The organism is Nonomuraea sp. PA05 (assembly GCF_008086045.1).
Classification (GTDB): domain Bacteria; phylum Actinomycetota; class Actinomycetes; order Streptosporangiales; family Streptosporangiaceae; genus Nonomuraea; species Nonomuraea monospora.
In genome coordinates, this window is the sequence record NZ_VSEY01000024.1 from 102,918 (window position 1) to 118,399 (window position 15,482).

At 73.3% G+C, this 15,482-nt stretch carries 11 protein-coding genes; 6 read left to right on the top strand and 5 right to left on the bottom strand.

Annotated elements, in window-relative coordinates; genetic code table 11:
• Positions 1-13 precede the first annotated feature (13 nt).
• Positions 14-1,879, bottom strand: a complete 1,866-nt coding sequence (locus tag FXF51_RS33880; RefSeq protein ID WP_148438777.1) for a CASTOR/POLLUX-related putative ion channel — start codon at positions 1,877-1,879, stop codon at positions 14-16.
• Between the two features lie 266 nt (positions 1,880-2,145).
• Here FXF51_RS33880 and FXF51_RS33885 point away from each other — a divergent pair, with 266 nt between their 5' ends.
• Entirely contained in the window at positions 2,146-3,255 is a 1,110-nt protein-coding gene (locus FXF51_RS33885) for a DUF5925 domain-containing protein (protein WP_187414713.1), read from the top strand.
• 39 nt (positions 3,256-3,294) lie between these two features.
• Here the strand turns inward: FXF51_RS33885 and FXF51_RS33890 are convergent, their stop codons facing one another.
• Entirely contained in the window at positions 3,295-6,084 is a 2,790-nt protein-coding gene (locus FXF51_RS33890; RefSeq protein ID WP_148438778.1) for a DUF6493 family protein, read from the bottom strand.
• On the bottom strand, positions 6,081-7,412 hold the full coding sequence (locus FXF51_RS33895; protein ID WP_148438779.1) for an SWIM zinc finger family protein: 1,332 nt from the start codon (positions 7,410-7,412) through the stop codon (positions 6,081-6,083). Before FXF51_RS33895 ends, FXF51_RS33890 begins: the two co-directional genes overlap by 4 nt.
• A gap of 84 nt (positions 7,413-7,496) precedes the next feature.
• Between FXF51_RS33895 and FXF51_RS33900 the strand changes: the two genes are divergently transcribed.
• From FXF51_RS33900 to FXF51_RS33910, 3 genes are read left to right on the top strand one after another with little or no spacing between them, the layout of a single operon-like run.
• On the top strand, positions 7,497-8,555 hold the full coding sequence (locus tag FXF51_RS33900; protein WP_148438869.1) for a C39 family peptidase: 1,059 nt from the start codon (positions 7,497-7,499) through the stop codon (positions 8,553-8,555).
• Positions 8,556-8,559: 4 nt separating this feature from the next.
• Positions 8,560-10,422: a prolyl oligopeptidase family serine peptidase gene (locus FXF51_RS33905; protein ID WP_187414714.1), complete on the top strand. Its 1,863-nt coding sequence runs from the start codon at positions 8,560-8,562 to the stop codon at positions 10,420-10,422.
• A complete protein-coding gene (locus FXF51_RS33910; RefSeq protein WP_148438780.1) occupies positions 10,419-11,681 on the top strand; it encodes a M20/M25/M40 family metallo-hydrolase in 1,263 nt (420 codons plus the stop codon). Before FXF51_RS33905 ends, FXF51_RS33910 begins: the two co-directional genes overlap by 4 nt.
• Here FXF51_RS33910 and FXF51_RS33915 read toward each other — a convergent pair.
• The gene (locus FXF51_RS33915) at positions 11,674-13,326 is read right to left on the bottom strand and encodes an FAD-dependent monooxygenase (RefSeq protein ID WP_187414715.1); all 1,653 of its coding nucleotides are present in this window, start codon (positions 13,324-13,326) and stop codon (positions 11,674-11,676) included. The two genes, FXF51_RS33910 and FXF51_RS33915, sit on opposite strands and share 8 nt — an antisense overlap.
• A gap of 97 nt (positions 13,327-13,423) precedes the next feature.
• Here FXF51_RS33915 and FXF51_RS33920 point away from each other — a divergent pair, with 97 nt between their 5' ends.
• Both FXF51_RS33920 and FXF51_RS33925 read left to right on the top strand, forming a co-directional pair.
• Positions 13,424-14,083, top strand: a complete 660-nt coding sequence (locus FXF51_RS33920) for a TetR/AcrR family transcriptional regulator C-terminal domain-containing protein (RefSeq protein ID WP_148438781.1) — start codon at positions 13,424-13,426, stop codon at positions 14,081-14,083.
• 35 nt (positions 14,084-14,118) lie between these two features.
• Positions 14,119-14,724: a TIGR03086 family metal-binding protein gene (locus FXF51_RS33925; RefSeq protein ID WP_148438782.1), complete on the top strand. Its 606-nt coding sequence runs from the start codon at positions 14,119-14,121 to the stop codon at positions 14,722-14,724.
• Between the two features lie 4 nt (positions 14,725-14,728).
• On the opposite strand, the gene FXF51_RS33930 is transcribed toward FXF51_RS33925, so the two are convergent.
• Positions 14,729-15,472, bottom strand: coding sequence for a DUF427 domain-containing protein (locus FXF51_RS33930; protein ID WP_148438783.1), 744 nt, complete (start codon positions 15,470-15,472; stop codon positions 14,729-14,731).
• Positions 15,473-15,482 lie beyond the last annotated feature (10 nt).

Genomic DNA, 15,482 nt, shown 5'->3' on the forward strand with positions numbered 1-15,482 from the left:
CCGGCGAAAGCGGTCAGCGTTCCGCGAGGACGATGACCGAGTCCCGGCGGCCCAGCACGATCGGCTCGGACTTGTCGGGGTTGAGCACGATGCCGTAGTGGGGCGGGTCGTTGCGCGCGGTGGCGTTGCGGTAGCCGATCGCGGTCTCGCCCCTGCGCCGCGCCGACTCCACGACGGTGGCGAACGACACGCGGGTGCCGGTCTTGACGTAGTCGCCGGCGGGGCGGGGGTAGATCTCCGAGCCGGTCGAGTCGAAGAGGTAGGCGAAGACGTCGGCGAGGTGCCGGTTCTCGGCGAGCTGGGCCAGGAGCAGGCCGATGACGGTGTCGCTGATCACGATGTCGTCGGCCTCGGTGACCTCGGCCAGGGCGCGGTTGTTCTCGTCGTGCATCTCGCTGACGATCGAGTAGTGCTCGCCGAGCGTGCTCTGCATGTCGCGCAGCTGCAGCAGCGTCATGAGGGTGCGGGTGTCGGCGTGGTGGGGGTCGAAGCGGTCGTCGGAGAGCACGATGACGTGCTGGAAGAGGCCGACGCCGAGCGACTCCAGGGCGAACCTGTCGGTGGTGTCGCAGTCCTTGACGTTCACGGTGAGGTTGCGCAGGCCCGTGAGTTCCGTGCCGGCCTTGGGGTGGTCGGCGGCGACCTCCAGGACGGAGCCGGGGGCCACGTAGCCGTCGAGGTAGCGGATGATCTGCTCGGCGCGGCCGTTCCAGTTCAGCAGGAGGGTGCGCTCGGGCTCGGTGGGCACCGTACCGGTGGTGACGATGGCCGACTCGTCGATGGCGGGCTTGCCGACGGCCAGCCGTACGTGGGAGTCGTCGTGGGCGATGACGATGACCTCGTCGTCGGCGTTGACGACGGTGTCGGCGGGCGGGTTCAGCACGACGCCGGAGGGGCGGCGCAGGCCGATCGCGGAGGCGGTCTGGTAGGCGTGCAGCGCCTCGCCGTAGGTGACGCCGACGAGCTTCTTCGGGGTGCGCAGGTAGATCTCGCCGCCGTCGAAGTTCAGCAGGTCCATGCAGACGACGGACATCCCGGACTGGCGGGAGGACTGCACGATGAGCCGGGAGGCGGTGTCGTCGGAGTCGACGAGGTGCACGTCCGGGCCGCCTGCCAGGCGGGCGGCGGCGGCGTTGCGGCTGGAGGTGAGGCCGGCCACCACCGGCGGGTGGGCGCCGCGCCGCTTGGCGAGCGCGAGCAGGATCTTGATCACGTGGGCGTCGGGGTCCTCCTTCTCGGGTGAGAGGACGACGACGGAGCGGGCCGCGGCGAGGTTCATCAGCGCGAGGTCACGCGGCTCGGTGGGGCGGCCGGTGCGGCAGACGACGCGGGTCCTGCCGAGGTCGCCGACGTGCTCGCGGATGGCCTCCTCCATCTCGAGCTTGTCCCGTTCCGCCAGTACGGCGATCACGGAGCCCTTCTGGCTGGCGTGCGCCTTGACCAGCTCGGCGACGATCGTGAACACCTGGTCGGACCAGCCGAGGACGACCGTGTGCCCGGCCTCCACGATCCGTGAGCGCCCCCTGCGCAGCCGGTCCACCCTCTGCTTGAGGCCGTTGGAGAGCAGGCCGACGAGCATGCTGACGATGAACAGGCCGCCGAGCGAGCAGGCGAACATCACGGTCATGTACGCCAGCGAGCCCTTGTCGCTGGCGACCTTGCCGGGGGTCAGGGCGTGCATGAGGGCGATCCAGAGCACCTCGCCCGCGTGCCTCACGCCTTCGGGCTCGCCGGGGGCCAGCCACATGGTGAGCGTCGCCACGACCACGATCAGCCCGACCGACACCACGGCGAGCCAGCCGATCAACGACGCCGTGCCCCTGGACATGGTGTTGTCGAACCAGTACCGCGCCCGCTCGCGGAACGTGATCTTCGACACTTCCCCGATACCTCCAAGTAAGGAGTGATTTGGCCCGAAGACACGGTACCGGGCGATCTTCCCTTCCGCATGGCGACGAGCAACCATCCCGCACCGCCAAAATCCCCGACACGCCCCGATAAACCCGAAACATACCGACGCCACCCACGCTCCGGCACCGGCCCCGGACGACACACCCCCGCAGCCGGTACGCTGAGGACGAAACCCAGCGGATCCCCAGCCAAAATGCTTCGACATCCGGCCCAGAGACGGAGATCATTAACGGTATGTCTGTGATCAGGGAGGTGCCGTTCTCCAGCCCCGAGTCCTCTGAGCTCCCGATGAACATCTGGATCGACGACGCCGACTCGGCCATCGACGTCATCGACGCGCTGGCACTGTCACCGTTCGCGACGGGCGCGCAGCCGTGGTCGCGCCTGGCCAACCTGGAGCGCGTCCGCCCGGAGGCCACGCTCACCCCCGCCGGCGGGCAGGTGCTGCGCACCGCGCGGGTCGAGGACGGCTCGGAGTCGCGGCTGATCAGCGGCGACGGCTGGACCCTGCGGGTCATCCGGCACCGCAACCGCACCGCGACGGTGAGCGTCACGGCGGTCAACGAGGACCTGGCCAAGACCGTGCTGGCGGAGAGCATCGAGGGCGCCGAGGAGCCCGTGCCCGAGGCCGACCACGTCGAGATGGGCTTCTGGTGGCGGGGCATGCACGGCGGCACCCGCTCGGAGAAGCCGATCACGGCGCAGCCCTGGGACGAGATCAGCTCCAACTACTCGGCCAAGGTCCGCCCGGCGCTCGACCGGCTCATGTCGATCACCCCGGCCGACGTCAACGGCCGCCTCATCCTCCTGCACGGCCAGCCGGGCACCGGCAAGACCACCCTGCTGCGCTCGCTGGCCAAGCAGTGGCGCGACTGGTGCCAGGTCGACTGCGTGCTCGACCCGGAGCGGCTGTTCAACGAGCCCGGCTACCTGATGGAGGTGGCGGTCGGCTACGACACCGACGAGGACGCCCAGCGCTGGCGCCTGCTCGTGCTGGAGGACTGCGACGAGCTGATCAGCTCGGGCGCCAAGGCCCAGGCGGGGCAGGGGCTGTCGCGCCTGCTCAACCTGACCGACGGCCTGCTCGGGCAGGGCCGCGACGTCCTCGTCGCGATCACCACCAACGAGGACCTGACCCGCCTGCACCCCGCCGTCGTCCGGCCCGGCCGCTGCCTGGCGCAGGTCGAGGTGGGGCCGCTGAGCAAGGAGGAGGCGGTCACCTGGCTCGGCTCCTCCCAGGGGGTCGGGCCGTCGGGGGCGACGCTGGCGCAGCTCTACGCGCTGCGGTCCGGGCGCGAGATCACGCCGGTGCCCGGCGACGAGTCCACGGGCCTGTACCTCTGACCGTGCCGGCTGGGCCCGCCCGCCCGGGCCCAGCCGCGATCAGGTCAGGTACGTGTGCAGCCTGCGCGCCTCCCGGACGAAGTTGTTCGACGCCCGCCGCTGGGCCGGCTCCGCGACGCACGGCAGCGCCCCGCGCGCCCCGGCCCACCGCGCCGCCCGCGACGCGAACGTGAGGCCCTGCGTGTGCCGGCTGTGCGGCCGCTCCCCCGGCCCCGGCAGGAACACGGCCAGGAAGCCCGTCATGACCCGCCACACCTCCCGGTGCGCGCCGAGCGCCGCCGCGCTCTCCAGCGTCTCGAACACCGGCCCCGGCTTCAGGTCCGACCTGCGCACCAGCAGCGCGAGCTGCCGCCCCACCTCCTCGGCGGCCAGCTCCCCCCGCGCGGCCAGCTCCACCAGCGGCCTGGCCCGCTCCTCCGGGCCGGCGCACCGGGACCGGTCGGCCACGAAGTACGCCTGCACGAGCGCGGCCGCCTCGCCCATCGGCCCGTCCGCCAGCGCCAGCGCCCACGCCTGCGCGTGCTCGGTGCGGGCCCGCTGCCATCGCTCGGTCAGGTGCGGGACCAGATGCGCCGCGACGGCCTCCCTGTCGGACGGCATCAGGTACGGCCACCAGCGCAAATAACCGTCGTGCTCCTTCAGCCGATGCGCCACGGGGCCGTCCATCGGCGTCGTGGCGAGGTGGGCCGTCAGCTCGTGGAGCACCGCGCCCGTGCCTGCCTGCTCCCGGTCCTCGCGGTAGGCCTGCCTGTCGCCGCATTCGGGTGTCCCGGCGGGCGGGTAGTACCACCAAGTGATCTCGGCGACGGGTTCCGGGCGTTCGCCGCTCATCCAGCGGGCCGCCTCCCGTCCCGCTGAGGACGTCAGCCGCCCGGCCCGCGCCAGCGCCTCGGGCGTCGTGTCGCGCGGCAGCCGCAGGAGTGCCTGCCTCAGGTCGGCCGGCAGGGCCTCGACGCCCGCGCGCTCGTAGCCCGCCAGCCGGTCCACCAGCACGCCGGGGTCCAGGTGGCCGGTCGCCGAGGTGGGCTCGGCCAGCAGGTGCGGGGGCAGCGTCCCGGCCTCGATCGCGTCACACACCTCGGCCCAGCGGCGCAGCAGGAACAGGTGCGGGCCTGGCACGTCACCGGCCTCGGGCAACCGCGCAGAAGCACGCCCCTCGCCCGGATGCCCCATCACCAGGCGCGCGATCTCCCACGCCCAGTGCCAGACCGCCTGCCACGCCCCGGCCGGCGGGGTCACGCCGGGCCACAGCTCCGCCAGCCGGGCCGCCAGCCCGCCGCGGTCGCTCCCGTACAACCGCACGACCCCGGCCAGCCACAGCTCGGCGGCCTCCCACCGGCCTCCGTCCGGCAGCCCTTCGACGTCCCCCGCCACCACGACGGGCCCGGGGAACGCGGCGGCGGGCACCGGCGCGGGCAGCGGCACCGGCACGAACCCCTCGGAATCCCGTGAATCCTCGGCGGTCTCCCCGCCGAACACCGACGCCAGCGTCTCGCGCAGCTCCTGCGGCAGCACCGTGGCCGCCTCCCGCACGGCCCGCGCCCCCTCCTCGCCGAACCGCTTGCCGTGCTTGACGGCCAGCCGCACCGCCCGCCCCTGCACGTCGGCGGACTCGCACGCGAACGCGTACCCCACGGCCGGAGCCAGCGAGCCCAGCTCGGCGCCGGGGTCGCGGGCGATCTCGTCGAGCCAGGTCAGCCCGGCGGTCAGCAGCTTGCGCTCACCCCTCGACAGCAGCGCGGGCACCGCCTCCCGCACGTCGCCCGGGTCGAGGTCGTCCAGCCGCCGCAGGTGCCTGAGCGCCGGCTCCGCCACGGCGCCGGGCGCTACGGGCAGCAGCCGCAGGTAGTCGCGGCGGCGCTTGCTCACCTCGTCGTACGTGGGATCGAGCAGCTCGTGCAGGCGTACGAAGAAGCGCAGGTCGGCGGCCTGCCCGCCGCGCAGGAAGCGCCGCAGGCAGCCGTCGAGCAGCACGTCGCGCCCGATCCGGCCCTCGGCCTGCAGCTTCCTGAGCGCGGCCAGCCAGCTCCTGGGCGCGGGCGGGTCGGCGCGTTCGTCACGCAACAGGGCGCCGACGCCTTCCGCCTCGAACAGGCGGGGCAGGAGGTGGTCGAGCAGCGGGTCGTCGCGCAGCTCGGCCGCGATGGGGGTGGTGGCGGCCCAGGCCACGACGAGCGGGTCGTGCTCGGGCGGGGTGGCGGCGCCGCGGCGCAGCATGGCCAGCACCAGCCCGGCCATCGGGTCCCGTGCGCCGCGGCGGCGAGGGGTGGTGCGCAGCTTGAGCGTGGCGCGGGCGGCGAAGTCGGCCTGCCAGGCGGCCGGGCGAGCCGACAGGACGCGTTCGAGGACGGTGACGGTGCGCTGGTCCCAGGTCCAGCGGTCCTGGAGGTCGCGGCGGCTCAGCCAGGCGGCCACGGCCGCGGCGCCGCCGATCGCCGCCGCGCCCGCCACCCGCAGCGGCGCGGCCCAGCTCTCGCCGGGGCCCATGGTGGCGGTCCTGAACCAGTGGGCGTCCCACTGCCAGCGTTCGTGTTCCTCGACGCGCTGGCCTTCGCGTTCTTGCGCGCGTACGTAGGCGCGCCAGGCCGCCTCGTTCTCGCGCGCACGCCTGGCTTCGCGTTCGTGCCATCTGGTGGTGGCGCGTTCCTCCGCCACGAGGAGGTGGGCGGGCAGGGCGGCGGCCACCTCGCGGCGGGCTCGCTCGTCCAGGGCCAGGACGTGGTCCGCCACCAGGTCCAGGTCGCCGGTGTCGAGCACGGCCAGCACCGCCTCCCACACCGGCCCGCCCCCCACCCCCACGCCGGGCGCGGCGGCGCCGGGCGCCGTCACGGTGTGACCTCCACCGCCAAGCGCGCGGCGATCCTGGCCGACAGCACGTGCTTGCACGGCCCCCGAGACCCCCGATGATCGAACCACCACGCACACGTGCAGGCCCCTTCACCGATCCGCACCCGCCGCACCCCGCCCTCGGTGGTGACCTCCGCCTGGTCGTCGGGAAGCAACCGGACGGCCCCGGCGTCGACGAGGGCGCGGGCCGAGGTGAGGCGCGGGTTGAGCTCGGCCACCTGGTCCTGGTCGTAGGGCAGCTCGCGATGGAAGTGCGCGGCCTCGTGCAGGTCGTAGCCGACCCGGCCGGAGGTGCCGAGCTGGGTGAGCGCGGCGCGTACCCGCGAGATGGGCAGGCCGGAGCGGTCGGCGAGGAGGCCGAGCTCGACGGTGGGCTCGAAGTTGAGCAGCATGCCGATGACGTCGGCGTCGGCGGCGGCCTCGTCGGTGGCGAGGTCGTCGAGGACCTGGCCCTCGCCGGAGAAGCCGCGCGACGGCTGCGGCGAGACGGCGAGCGTGTAGCGCATGCCCGGCAGTTCCAGCTCCCACGCGCTCGCGGTGGACGACCCGTCGGCGGGCCCGTAGACGCGCAGCGCCTTGGCGAACCTGAGCAGGGGCAGCAGCGTGGCGACCCGCGTGGTGCCGGACAGGCAGACGCCGCCGCGCGCCGCGCCGGAGGACAGGCGCAGGTCGCGGCCGGCGGGGACGGCCCAGACGGTGGAGCGGGCGCCCTTGGGCAGGGACCGCAGGAACCGTACGGCCTGCGGCCCCGCCAGCTCGGCCCGCAGGTCCCATCCGGCGGCCATGACCTGCACCTCGGCGAAGCCGCGCAGCCATCGGGACGGCAGCGGCACCTTCTTCTCCACGACGGCGCCGTCGAGGGTGGTGACGGTCAGCTCGTCGGCGCCGACGCCGACGTGCAGCGGGTCCTTGCCACCGACCCTGGCCAGCGCTTCGCGGAGCGGGCCGTTGACGTCGACGTTCGTGGTGCCGCGGTCGAGCACCTCGCCGTCGAGGGCGGTCACGTCGAGCCGGGCGTAGACGCCGCCGCAGGCGGAGAACGACTCGAAGCGCAGCCGTTCGCCGTCGCAGGTCACGACAGGGTCGCGGGTCCAGCCGGGGCGGGGCTGGTGGTAGCGGGTGAGCGCCACGTCGGCCACCGCCAGCAGCCCGGCGGCGGCCGGCGCGGCCTGGGTGAGCAGCCCGCTGAAGAACTTGGGGTGGGCCTGCGGGCCGGATAACGCCGTGCCGCCGGAGGTCATGAGGCCGAGCTTGCCGTCGGCCAGCACGGAGGGCCCCGTGTAGGTGTATGCCTGTACCGCTGAAGTCATGTCCCGAACCTTAGAGTTGATCACCGACACAATCGGGGCCGGTACGTAAACCATCCGATGTGCGACATGGAGTGCGAAACCACAATGTGCCTGGTGCTCACCGTCGATCTGGCCCATGTCGCCTTCGCCCGCCTGACGGTCCCCGACGAGGCAGGCGTGTGGATCAGCGACGAGCGGGCGATCGGCTTTCCCGCGACCCAGCTCGTCCCGTCCTGGACGGCGCGCACCCCGCCGGGCACCTGGATCGAGGTCGCGCTGCGGGTCAGGACCGCGTCCGGTGATGTCACCAAGTGGTACGTGATGGGCCGGTGGTCCGAGCAGGGCAGTCCGCGCACCTCGGTGCCGGGGCAGGGGGACGAGCACGGGGACGTGGCGGTGGACACGTTCGTGGCCAGGCAGCCGGTGACGGCCTACCAGGTGCGGGTGACCCGCCACGGAGACGATGACAACGCCCGGATCACGGGGCTGGGGGTGATGGCCTCGGCGTTGCCCCGGCTGCCGCCCGCGCCGAGCGCGCCTGGCCCCGGCGGGGCCGTCGAGCTGGCGGTGCCCCGGCGTTCGCAGCACGCGCACGCCGGTCACCACGTGCGTTACGACGGCGGCGGCGTCAACTGGTGCAGCCCCGCCTCGGTGGCGATGGTGCTGGCGTACTGGGACCGCGGGCCGGCGCCGGGCGAGCTGGCCTGGGTGGGGGACGGCGATCCCGCGCCCGCCGTGGACCACGCGGCGGCCGGCACGTACGACGAGAGTTACCAGGGCACCGGCAACTGGCCGTTCAACGTGGCGTACGCGGGCCGGTTCGGGCTGGCCGGGTTCGTGACAAGGCTGCGGTCGGCGGCGGAGCTGGAAGTGTTCGTGCGGGCCGGGATCCCGGTGATCACGTCGCAGTCGTTCAAGGTGCACGAGCTGCCCGGTTCGTGCTACTCCACCAGCGGCCACATCCTGGTCGTCACGGGTTTCACAACCGGCGGCGACATAGTGGTCAACGACCCGGCCGCGCCTCGCGACGCCGAGGTCCGGCGGGTCTATCCACGGGCGGCGTTCGAGCACGTGTGGCTCAGGAGCTCCGGCAGCGGCGGCATCGCGTACGTGCTGCACCCCCCCTGCGTTCCTCTTCCTCCCTGTACCAACGGCAATTGGTGAGTTCATGAGCATTCGACCGATCGACGTGGCCCATATCGACGGCGGCCCGCAGTGGGTGGAGGCGGTGGCCACGCCCTCCGGTGCCGAGGTCTGGTGGGACGAGCCGCGCCCGCACGAGGGCGGCAGGCGCTGCGTGGTGCGCCGCCTGCCCGACGGCTCCCGCGTGGACGCGCTGCCCGCCGGGTGGAACGCCCGCAATCGCCTGGTCGAGTACGGGGGCCGCTCGTGGCGTCCGCTGCCCGGCGGCGGGCTGGTCTTCACGAACTGGGCCGACCAGCGCCTGTACCGGCTCGGCGAGAACGGCGGCGATCCCGTGCCGCTCACCCCGGAGGGCCCGTCGCGCTACGGCGACCTGTACCTGCCGCCGGGCAGGGGCGAGGTGTGGGCGGTCAGGGAGATCGCGGACGTGCGTGACCTGGTGGCGGTGCCGCTGGACGGCGGCCCGGTCAGGGTCGTCGCCAAGGCGCAGCACTTCCTGATGAACCCGCGCGTCTCCCCCGACGGCCGGTGGGTCTCCTGGATCGGCTGGGACCACCCGAACATGCCGTGGGACGGCACCGAGCTGTGCGTGGCACCGCTGGCCGGGGACGGCACGGCCGGGCCGTACGAGGTCGTCGCGGGCGGGCCGGACGAGTCGGTGTCGCAGGCCGAGTGGCGCGACGACGCGAGCCTGTACGCGGTGACGGACCCGACCGGCTGGTGGAACGTGCACGTCGTCCCCCTGGACGGCTCCCCCGGCCGCAACCTCACCCCGCTGGAGCTGGAGTTCGGCGCGGCGGCCTGGAAGCCGGGCCTGACCTGCCTGGCCGTGGCCGAGGACGGCCGCCTGGCCGTCGTCTACGGCACCGCCGACCACCGGCGCCTGGGCGTCCTGGACCCGGAGACGGGCGAGCTGCGCGAGCTCGGCGGCGCGGCCACCCACTGGTCGTCCACCGTGTCGGTCGCGGGCGGCAAGGTGGCGGCGGTGAAGGCGACGCCGTACACGCCGCTGGAAGTCACGCTCGTCGGCCTGGCCGACGGCGCGCACGAGGTGGTGTCGCCGCGCAAGGATCTGCCGGACCGCGAGCTGCTGCCCACCCCTGAGGCGCTGACGATCGAAGGGGTGCACACGCACCTGTACCCGCCGTCCGGGGTGCGGGGGCCGGGCCCGTACGTGATCTTCGCGCACGGCGGCCCCACCGGGAACCTGCCGGTCATGCTCGACCTGGAGATCGCCTACTTCACCAGCAGGGGCATCGGCGTGGCCGTGGTCAACTACGGCGGCTCGACCGGCTACGGCCGCGCCTACCGCGAGCGGCTGCGCCACCAATGGGGCGTGGTGGACGTGCAGGACTGCGCCAAGGTGGCGCGCGGCCTGGTCGAGCTGGGCCGGGCCGACGCCGCGAAGCTGGCCATCAGGGGCGGCAGCGCGGGCGGCTGGACGACGGTGGCGGCACTGGTGCACAGCGACGTGTTCGCGGGCGGGGTGGCGCACTACGCGATCACCGACCCGGAGAGCTGGGCCGCCGAGACGCACGACTTCGAGTCGCGCTACCTGGACGGCCTGGTCGGCCCGCTGCCGGAGACGCGGCAGCGCTACACCGAGCGCTCCCCGCTGCTGAACGCCTTCCGCGCCTCCGGCCCCTGCCTGATGCTGCACGGCCTGGAGGACGCCATCGTGGACGTCTCGCAGGCCGAGCGGTTCACCGCCGAACTGGACAGGCACGGCAAAGAGTGGGCCCTGCTGACCTTCCCCGGCGAGCAGCACGGCTGGCGCAGGGAGGAGACTGTCGTCGCGGTACTGGAGGCCGAGCTGGCCTTCTACGGGCTGATCTTCGGCATGGAGACGCCCGGGGTGCCGCCGCTGACCTTGAAGGGACGAGAGTGAAGAGCGTTGCCGAGATCTGCTCGGATCTGATCAGGTTCGACACCACCAACCCGGGCTCGGGAGAGCGCCCGGCCGCCGAGTACGTCGCCACGCTGCTGGCCGACGCGGGCCTGGAGCCGGTGGTGTTCGAGTCGGCGCCCAAGCGGACCACGGTCGTGGCCAGGATGGCGGGCGACTCCCCCGACGCGCTGCTCGTGCACGGCCACCTCGACGTGGTGCCCGCCGACCCGGCCGAGTGGCGGATGCACCCGTTCTCCGGGGAGATCGAGGACGGCTGCGTCTACGGGCGGGGCGCGGTCGACATGAAGGGCTCGTGCGCCATGACGCTGGCCACCGTGCTCGGCATGCGGGCGCGCGGCGAGCGGCCCAGGCGGGACCTGGTGCTGGCGTTCCTGGCGGACGAGGAGGCCACCGGCGACTACGGCTCGCGGCACGCCGTGACCGAGCACCGTGAGCTGTTCGACGGGGTGAGCGAGGCCATCAGCGAGTCGGGTGGCTTCAGCGTGGACTCCCAGGGGCACCGGGTGTACCCGATCGCGGTCGGCGAGCGCGGCACCGCCTGGATGAAGCTGACCGCGCACGGCGTGGCCGGTCACGGGTCCCGTCCCGCCGTGGACAACCCGGTCGCCACCCTGGTGCACGCGCTGTCGCGGGTGGCGGCGTACCAGTGGCCGGTGCGGCTCACCCCGACCGTCGCGGCGCTCATCCGCGACCTGTCGGAGATCACCGGCCAGCCGATCGACCTGGACCGGCTGGACGCCGAGGCGGCCCGGCTCGGGCCGCTCGGCAGCCTGTTCAAGAGCCAGATCCGCAACTCGGCTAACCCCACCATGCTGGACGCCGGGTACAAGGTGAACGTCGTGCCCTCGACGGCCGCCGCCCACGTGGACGGGCGGTTCATGCCGGGCACGCAGGAGGAGTTCCTGGCCACGATCGACGAGCTGCTCGGGCCGAAGGTCACCCGCGAGTTCGTGAACCTGGAGGACGCGCCCGACGCGCCGTACCCGTCGGCGTTCTTCGACGAGCTGGCCGGGGCGCTGGTGGCCGAGGACGGGCTGGCCAGGCCGGTGCCGTACGTGATGGCCGGGGGCACGGACGCCAAGTCGTTCGCCAGGATCGGGATCAAGGGGTACGGGTTCGCGCCGTTGATGTTGCGGCCGGATCTGGACTACTTCGGGATGTTCCACGGGAAGGACGAGCGGGTGCCTGTGGAAGGGCTGGAGTTCGGCACCCGGGTGCTGACCCGCCTGTTCACCTGACGGCGGGCGGGCCGAACCACGTGGTGAGCGCCTCGGCGGCCTCGCCCGGTTCGCCCGCCCACGCCACGTACCCGTCGGGCCGCACCAGCAACGCGCCCGCCCCTCCGAGGTCCCCTCCGAGGTCCGCGCCAAGGTCCGCGCCGAGGTCCGCGCCGAGGTCCGCGCCGAGGTCGCCGCCGGGCTCGGCCCAGGCCGCCAGCACGCGGTCGCGATGCCCCGCCAGCGCGGCTTCCAGCGCGCCCGGCTCCCCGCCCGCGCCACCGGCCTGCGCGCCACCAGCCTGCGCCGCACCCGCCTGGGCGCCACCGGCCTGCGCGCCGCCGGCCTGCGCCGCACCCGCCTGGGCGAGCCCGATCAGCAGCCCGCGCCCGTCCCGCAGCGACTCCGCGACCCCGGCCGCCCCGGTCAATCGCACGTCGGGGACGAACCGCCCGACCAGCGGCTCGGCCGCGCCGGGCGCGTAGTCGATCGCCGTCCCGTCCATCATGCCCGCGAAGTGCCGCCACCCCTCCGGCAGCGCGATCACCTCCTCCAGCACCGCACGCAGCGCGTCCACCTGCGCCCCCGGCCGCATGAGCGCGACCTGGGCCCGCTGGTTCCGCAACACCCTGGCCGCCACCGGATGCCGCTCGGCGGTGTACCCGTCGAGCAGGCTCCCGGGCGCCGCTCCCCGCACCACCAGGCCCAGCCGCCAGCCCAGGTTGAACGCGTCCTGCATGCCGAGGTTGAGCCCCTGGCCGCCGATCGGCGAGTGCACGTGCGCCGCGTCCCCGGCCAGCAGCACTCGCCCCTTCCGGTACGTCTCCGCGTGCCGGGTGTTGTCGCTGTACCGGATCCCGGTCTCCAGCCGTTCGACGACCACCTCCAGCCCCGTCACCCGCCGCAGGCTGGCCTGCAGCTCGGCGGCGGTCACGGGCGTGTCGCGGTCGCCTGGCCCGCCGTCGAACTCGATGGTCGCGATCTCCCCCGGCACCAGCGACAGGTTCACCAGCCCGCCGGGCCCGCGCAGCGAAGAGGTCACCAGGGAGGGGTCCGCCAGCTCGGCCACCGCCGTGCGCCCGGTCATGGTGGGCGGCGTGCCGTCGAAGGCGAAGCCCGCCCGCTTGCGCACCACGCTGCGCCCGCCGTCGCAGCCCACCAGGTACGCCCCGCGCACGATCTGCCCGCCGGCGAGCGTGGCGGTGGCGGCGGAGCCGTCCTGCGTGACGTCCGTGACCGTGCGTCCCTGACGGATCCGCACGCCCATCGCGACGGCCCGCTCGGCGAGGATCTCCTCCAGCCGGTCCTGCTTGAGCATGACGTACTCGGCGCCGCCGGCCGGTTCCAGTAGCGGCATCCCGGCGAAGTGCCCTCTGATCTCGCCCTTGCGCAGCACCTCCAGCATCAGCCCGACGACGTCGGCGCGGGCGGGGCCGGACAGCCCGTCGAGCATCTCCCACTGGGCGCGTTCGACCGGCTCGACGAGCCCGCGCAGGGCCAGTGACTGCACGGTGCGGGCGTTGAGCGAGCGCAGCCCGAGGCTGCGCGTCCTGCGCTCCTCCCCGTCGGCCGCCTCCAGGACCAGCGGGTCCGCGCCGGCCAGCTTGAGCTCGCAGGCCAGCAGCAGCCCGACGGGCCCGCCGCCGACGATGATCACGTCTTCCATCGCCCTACCCCTTACTTACAGTGTAAGTGTACGCCGCAAGTAAAACACGTACACCGTAAGCTCTGTCAAACCGGCACCCTGCGGAAAGGAATGTCACATGGCCCGGCGCGAGCCGCTGAACAGGGAGAAGGTCCTCGACGCGGCCTTGGCCCTGGCTGACGAGGAGGGCCTGGACGGCCTGTCGATGCGCCGCCTGGCCAAGGTGCTCGGCGTGGAGGCGATGTCGCTCTACAACCACGTCTCGAACAAGGCCGACCTGCTCGACGGCATCGCCGAGCGGGTGTTCGCCCAGGTGGAGCTGCCGGACACGGCGCTGCCGTGGCAGGAGCAGATCCGCTCGGCGGCACTGAGCATGTACCGGGCCTTCCGCCGCCATCCGGTGGTGCCGATGGCACTGGTGACCGACCTGGCCAACCCCACCTCCGCGCGGGCCATGTCGCGGGTGGACGCGCTGGTCGGGGCCCTGTACGCGGGCGGCTTCGACGACGAGGGGGCGTGGCGGGCGCTGGGGGCGGTGAACGCGCTGGTGTTCGGCTCGCTGCTGCTGTCCACGGGCGGCTTCGGGGGCGATCCGGGGCCGCACGCGGGCGCGGCGAACGTGGAGATGTACATCACCGAGCTGAACCCCGCCGCGTTGCCGCACTTCAGCAGGCTGCTGCGGTGGACGCGGGGCGGCGGCGTGGATCCGGAGGCCGACTTCGAGCAGGCGCTGGACACTCTTGTCCGCGGACTAGTGGAACAAAGTATTCCGTTCTGATAGAGTGGTCTCAACGAACCGGAAGGGACCCACTCATGAGCGACAGCATCATCATCAGCGGCTGGGACGTTCTCGACGCCTCGCACGAGGCCCTGCGCCAGGCGGTCAGCGGCGTTCCGGCCGGCGGCTGGAGCCTGCCCACGCCGTGCGAGGGCTGGAGTGTCGCCCACGTCCTGCAGCACGCCGCGGGCGACCAGCTCGGCTTCGCCTCCGCCCTCACCGGCGAGCCCGGCCCCTCCTTCAACCCGTTCGAGCCCACGGGCGAGCTCGGCGGGGACGCCGCGGCGTTCCTGGAGGACGCGCTGCGGCGCTCGGCCGCCGCGTGGGCAGGGGTGGACCGGCAGGCCGCCGAGGTGGCGACCCCGGTCCCGCCGCACAAGATGGCGCCCGCGTCGGGCGTGGCGGCGTGCGCGCTGGACGCGGGCGTGCACGCCTGGGACATCGCCATGGCCTGCGGCGGGCCGTCGCCGCTCACGCCCGAGATGGCCCGCCCCATGCTGGAGGTGGCCAGGCGGATCGTCGAGCCGCTGCGCGCCTGGGGCGCGTACGCGCCGGCGCTGGAGTCGCAGCCCGGCGACGACGACGTCATCACGCTGCTGCGCTACCTCGGCCGCGACCCCCACTGGACCCCGGCCGCCTGACGGGTCAGGCGAACTTGCTCTTCGGCCGCTCCTGGAGCTCGCCGTCCACGTACACGTCGAGCTTCTCGTCGTAGAACGCGATCAGCCCGGCGACCCTCGTGCTCTCCGGCAGCGGCGTCCGGTACGACCACGCCAGGTCCTTCTTGCCGTTGACCGACCAGTACTCCGCCGTCCCCTTGTAGGGGCAGTGCGTGGCGGTGTCGGTGTGCTCCAGCAGGTCCAGCCGCACATCGGTCTTCGGCAGGTAGTACCGGACGGGCAGGCCGGTCTCGAAGAGGACGCGCGGGTTGCGGGAGTCGGCCACGGTCACGCCGTCCACCTCGATCCGCACGTGCCGCGAACTGGGCAGGATGTCCACCCTCGTGTACGGGTCGCGCGGGTGGAAGAACACCTCCTCGTCCTCCTCGAACCAGGCGTCCATCGCGTCCCACTCGAAACGGACGTAGCCCCGGATCTGCTCCAGCGGCGAGTCCGGGTAGGCCAGCGCCGCGTCCGCGGCCTCGGCGGTGCCCGACGTGACGGTGTAGACGACCGCGTCGCCCCTGCTCGGGGAGTGCTTGGTGGCTCCCGTGGCCTTCAGCGCGGACTCGTCCACGTCGGCCAGGGGGAAGTAGTAGGTGGGGTAGTACGGGACTTCCCACACCAGGAGGGCGGCGGTGGTGTCGGCCACCACCCGTCCGCCCAGGTAGGTCCGCACGCGCTTGGCCGTGTGCTCGACACGCACCCGGCCGCGGTTCTTGGCATCCATGTTCGCGGCA

What these genes read in the sequence shown, in the direction of transcription:
- FXF51_RS33930 (WP_148438783.1), bottom strand. Translation starts at nt 15,472, where the DNA reads ATGGATGCCAAGAACCGCGGCCGGGTGCGTGTCGAGCACACGGCCAAG.
- FXF51_RS33895 (WP_148438779.1), bottom strand. Translation starts at nt 7,412, where the DNA reads ATGACTTCAGCGGTACAGGCATACACCTACACGGGGCCCTCCGTGCTG.
- FXF51_RS33885 (WP_187414713.1), top strand. Translation starts at nt 2,146, where the DNA reads ATGTCTGTGATCAGGGAGGTGCCGTTCTCCAGCCCCGAGTCCTCTGAG.
- FXF51_RS33925 (WP_148438782.1), top strand. Translation starts at nt 14,119, where the DNA reads ATGAGCGACAGCATCATCATCAGCGGCTGGGACGTTCTCGACGCCTCG.
- FXF51_RS33900 (WP_148438869.1), top strand. Translation starts at nt 7,497, where the DNA reads ATGTGCCTGGTGCTCACCGTCGATCTGGCCCATGTCGCCTTCGCCCGC.
- FXF51_RS33920 (WP_148438781.1), top strand. Translation starts at nt 13,424, where the DNA reads ATGGCCCGGCGCGAGCCGCTGAACAGGGAGAAGGTCCTCGACGCGGCC.
- FXF51_RS33915 (WP_187414715.1), bottom strand. Translation starts at nt 13,326, where the DNA reads ATGGAAGACGTGATCATCGTCGGCGGCGGGCCCGTCGGGCTGCTGCTG.
- FXF51_RS33905 (WP_187414714.1), top strand. Translation starts at nt 8,560, where the DNA reads ATGAGCATTCGACCGATCGACGTGGCCCATATCGACGGCGGCCCGCAG.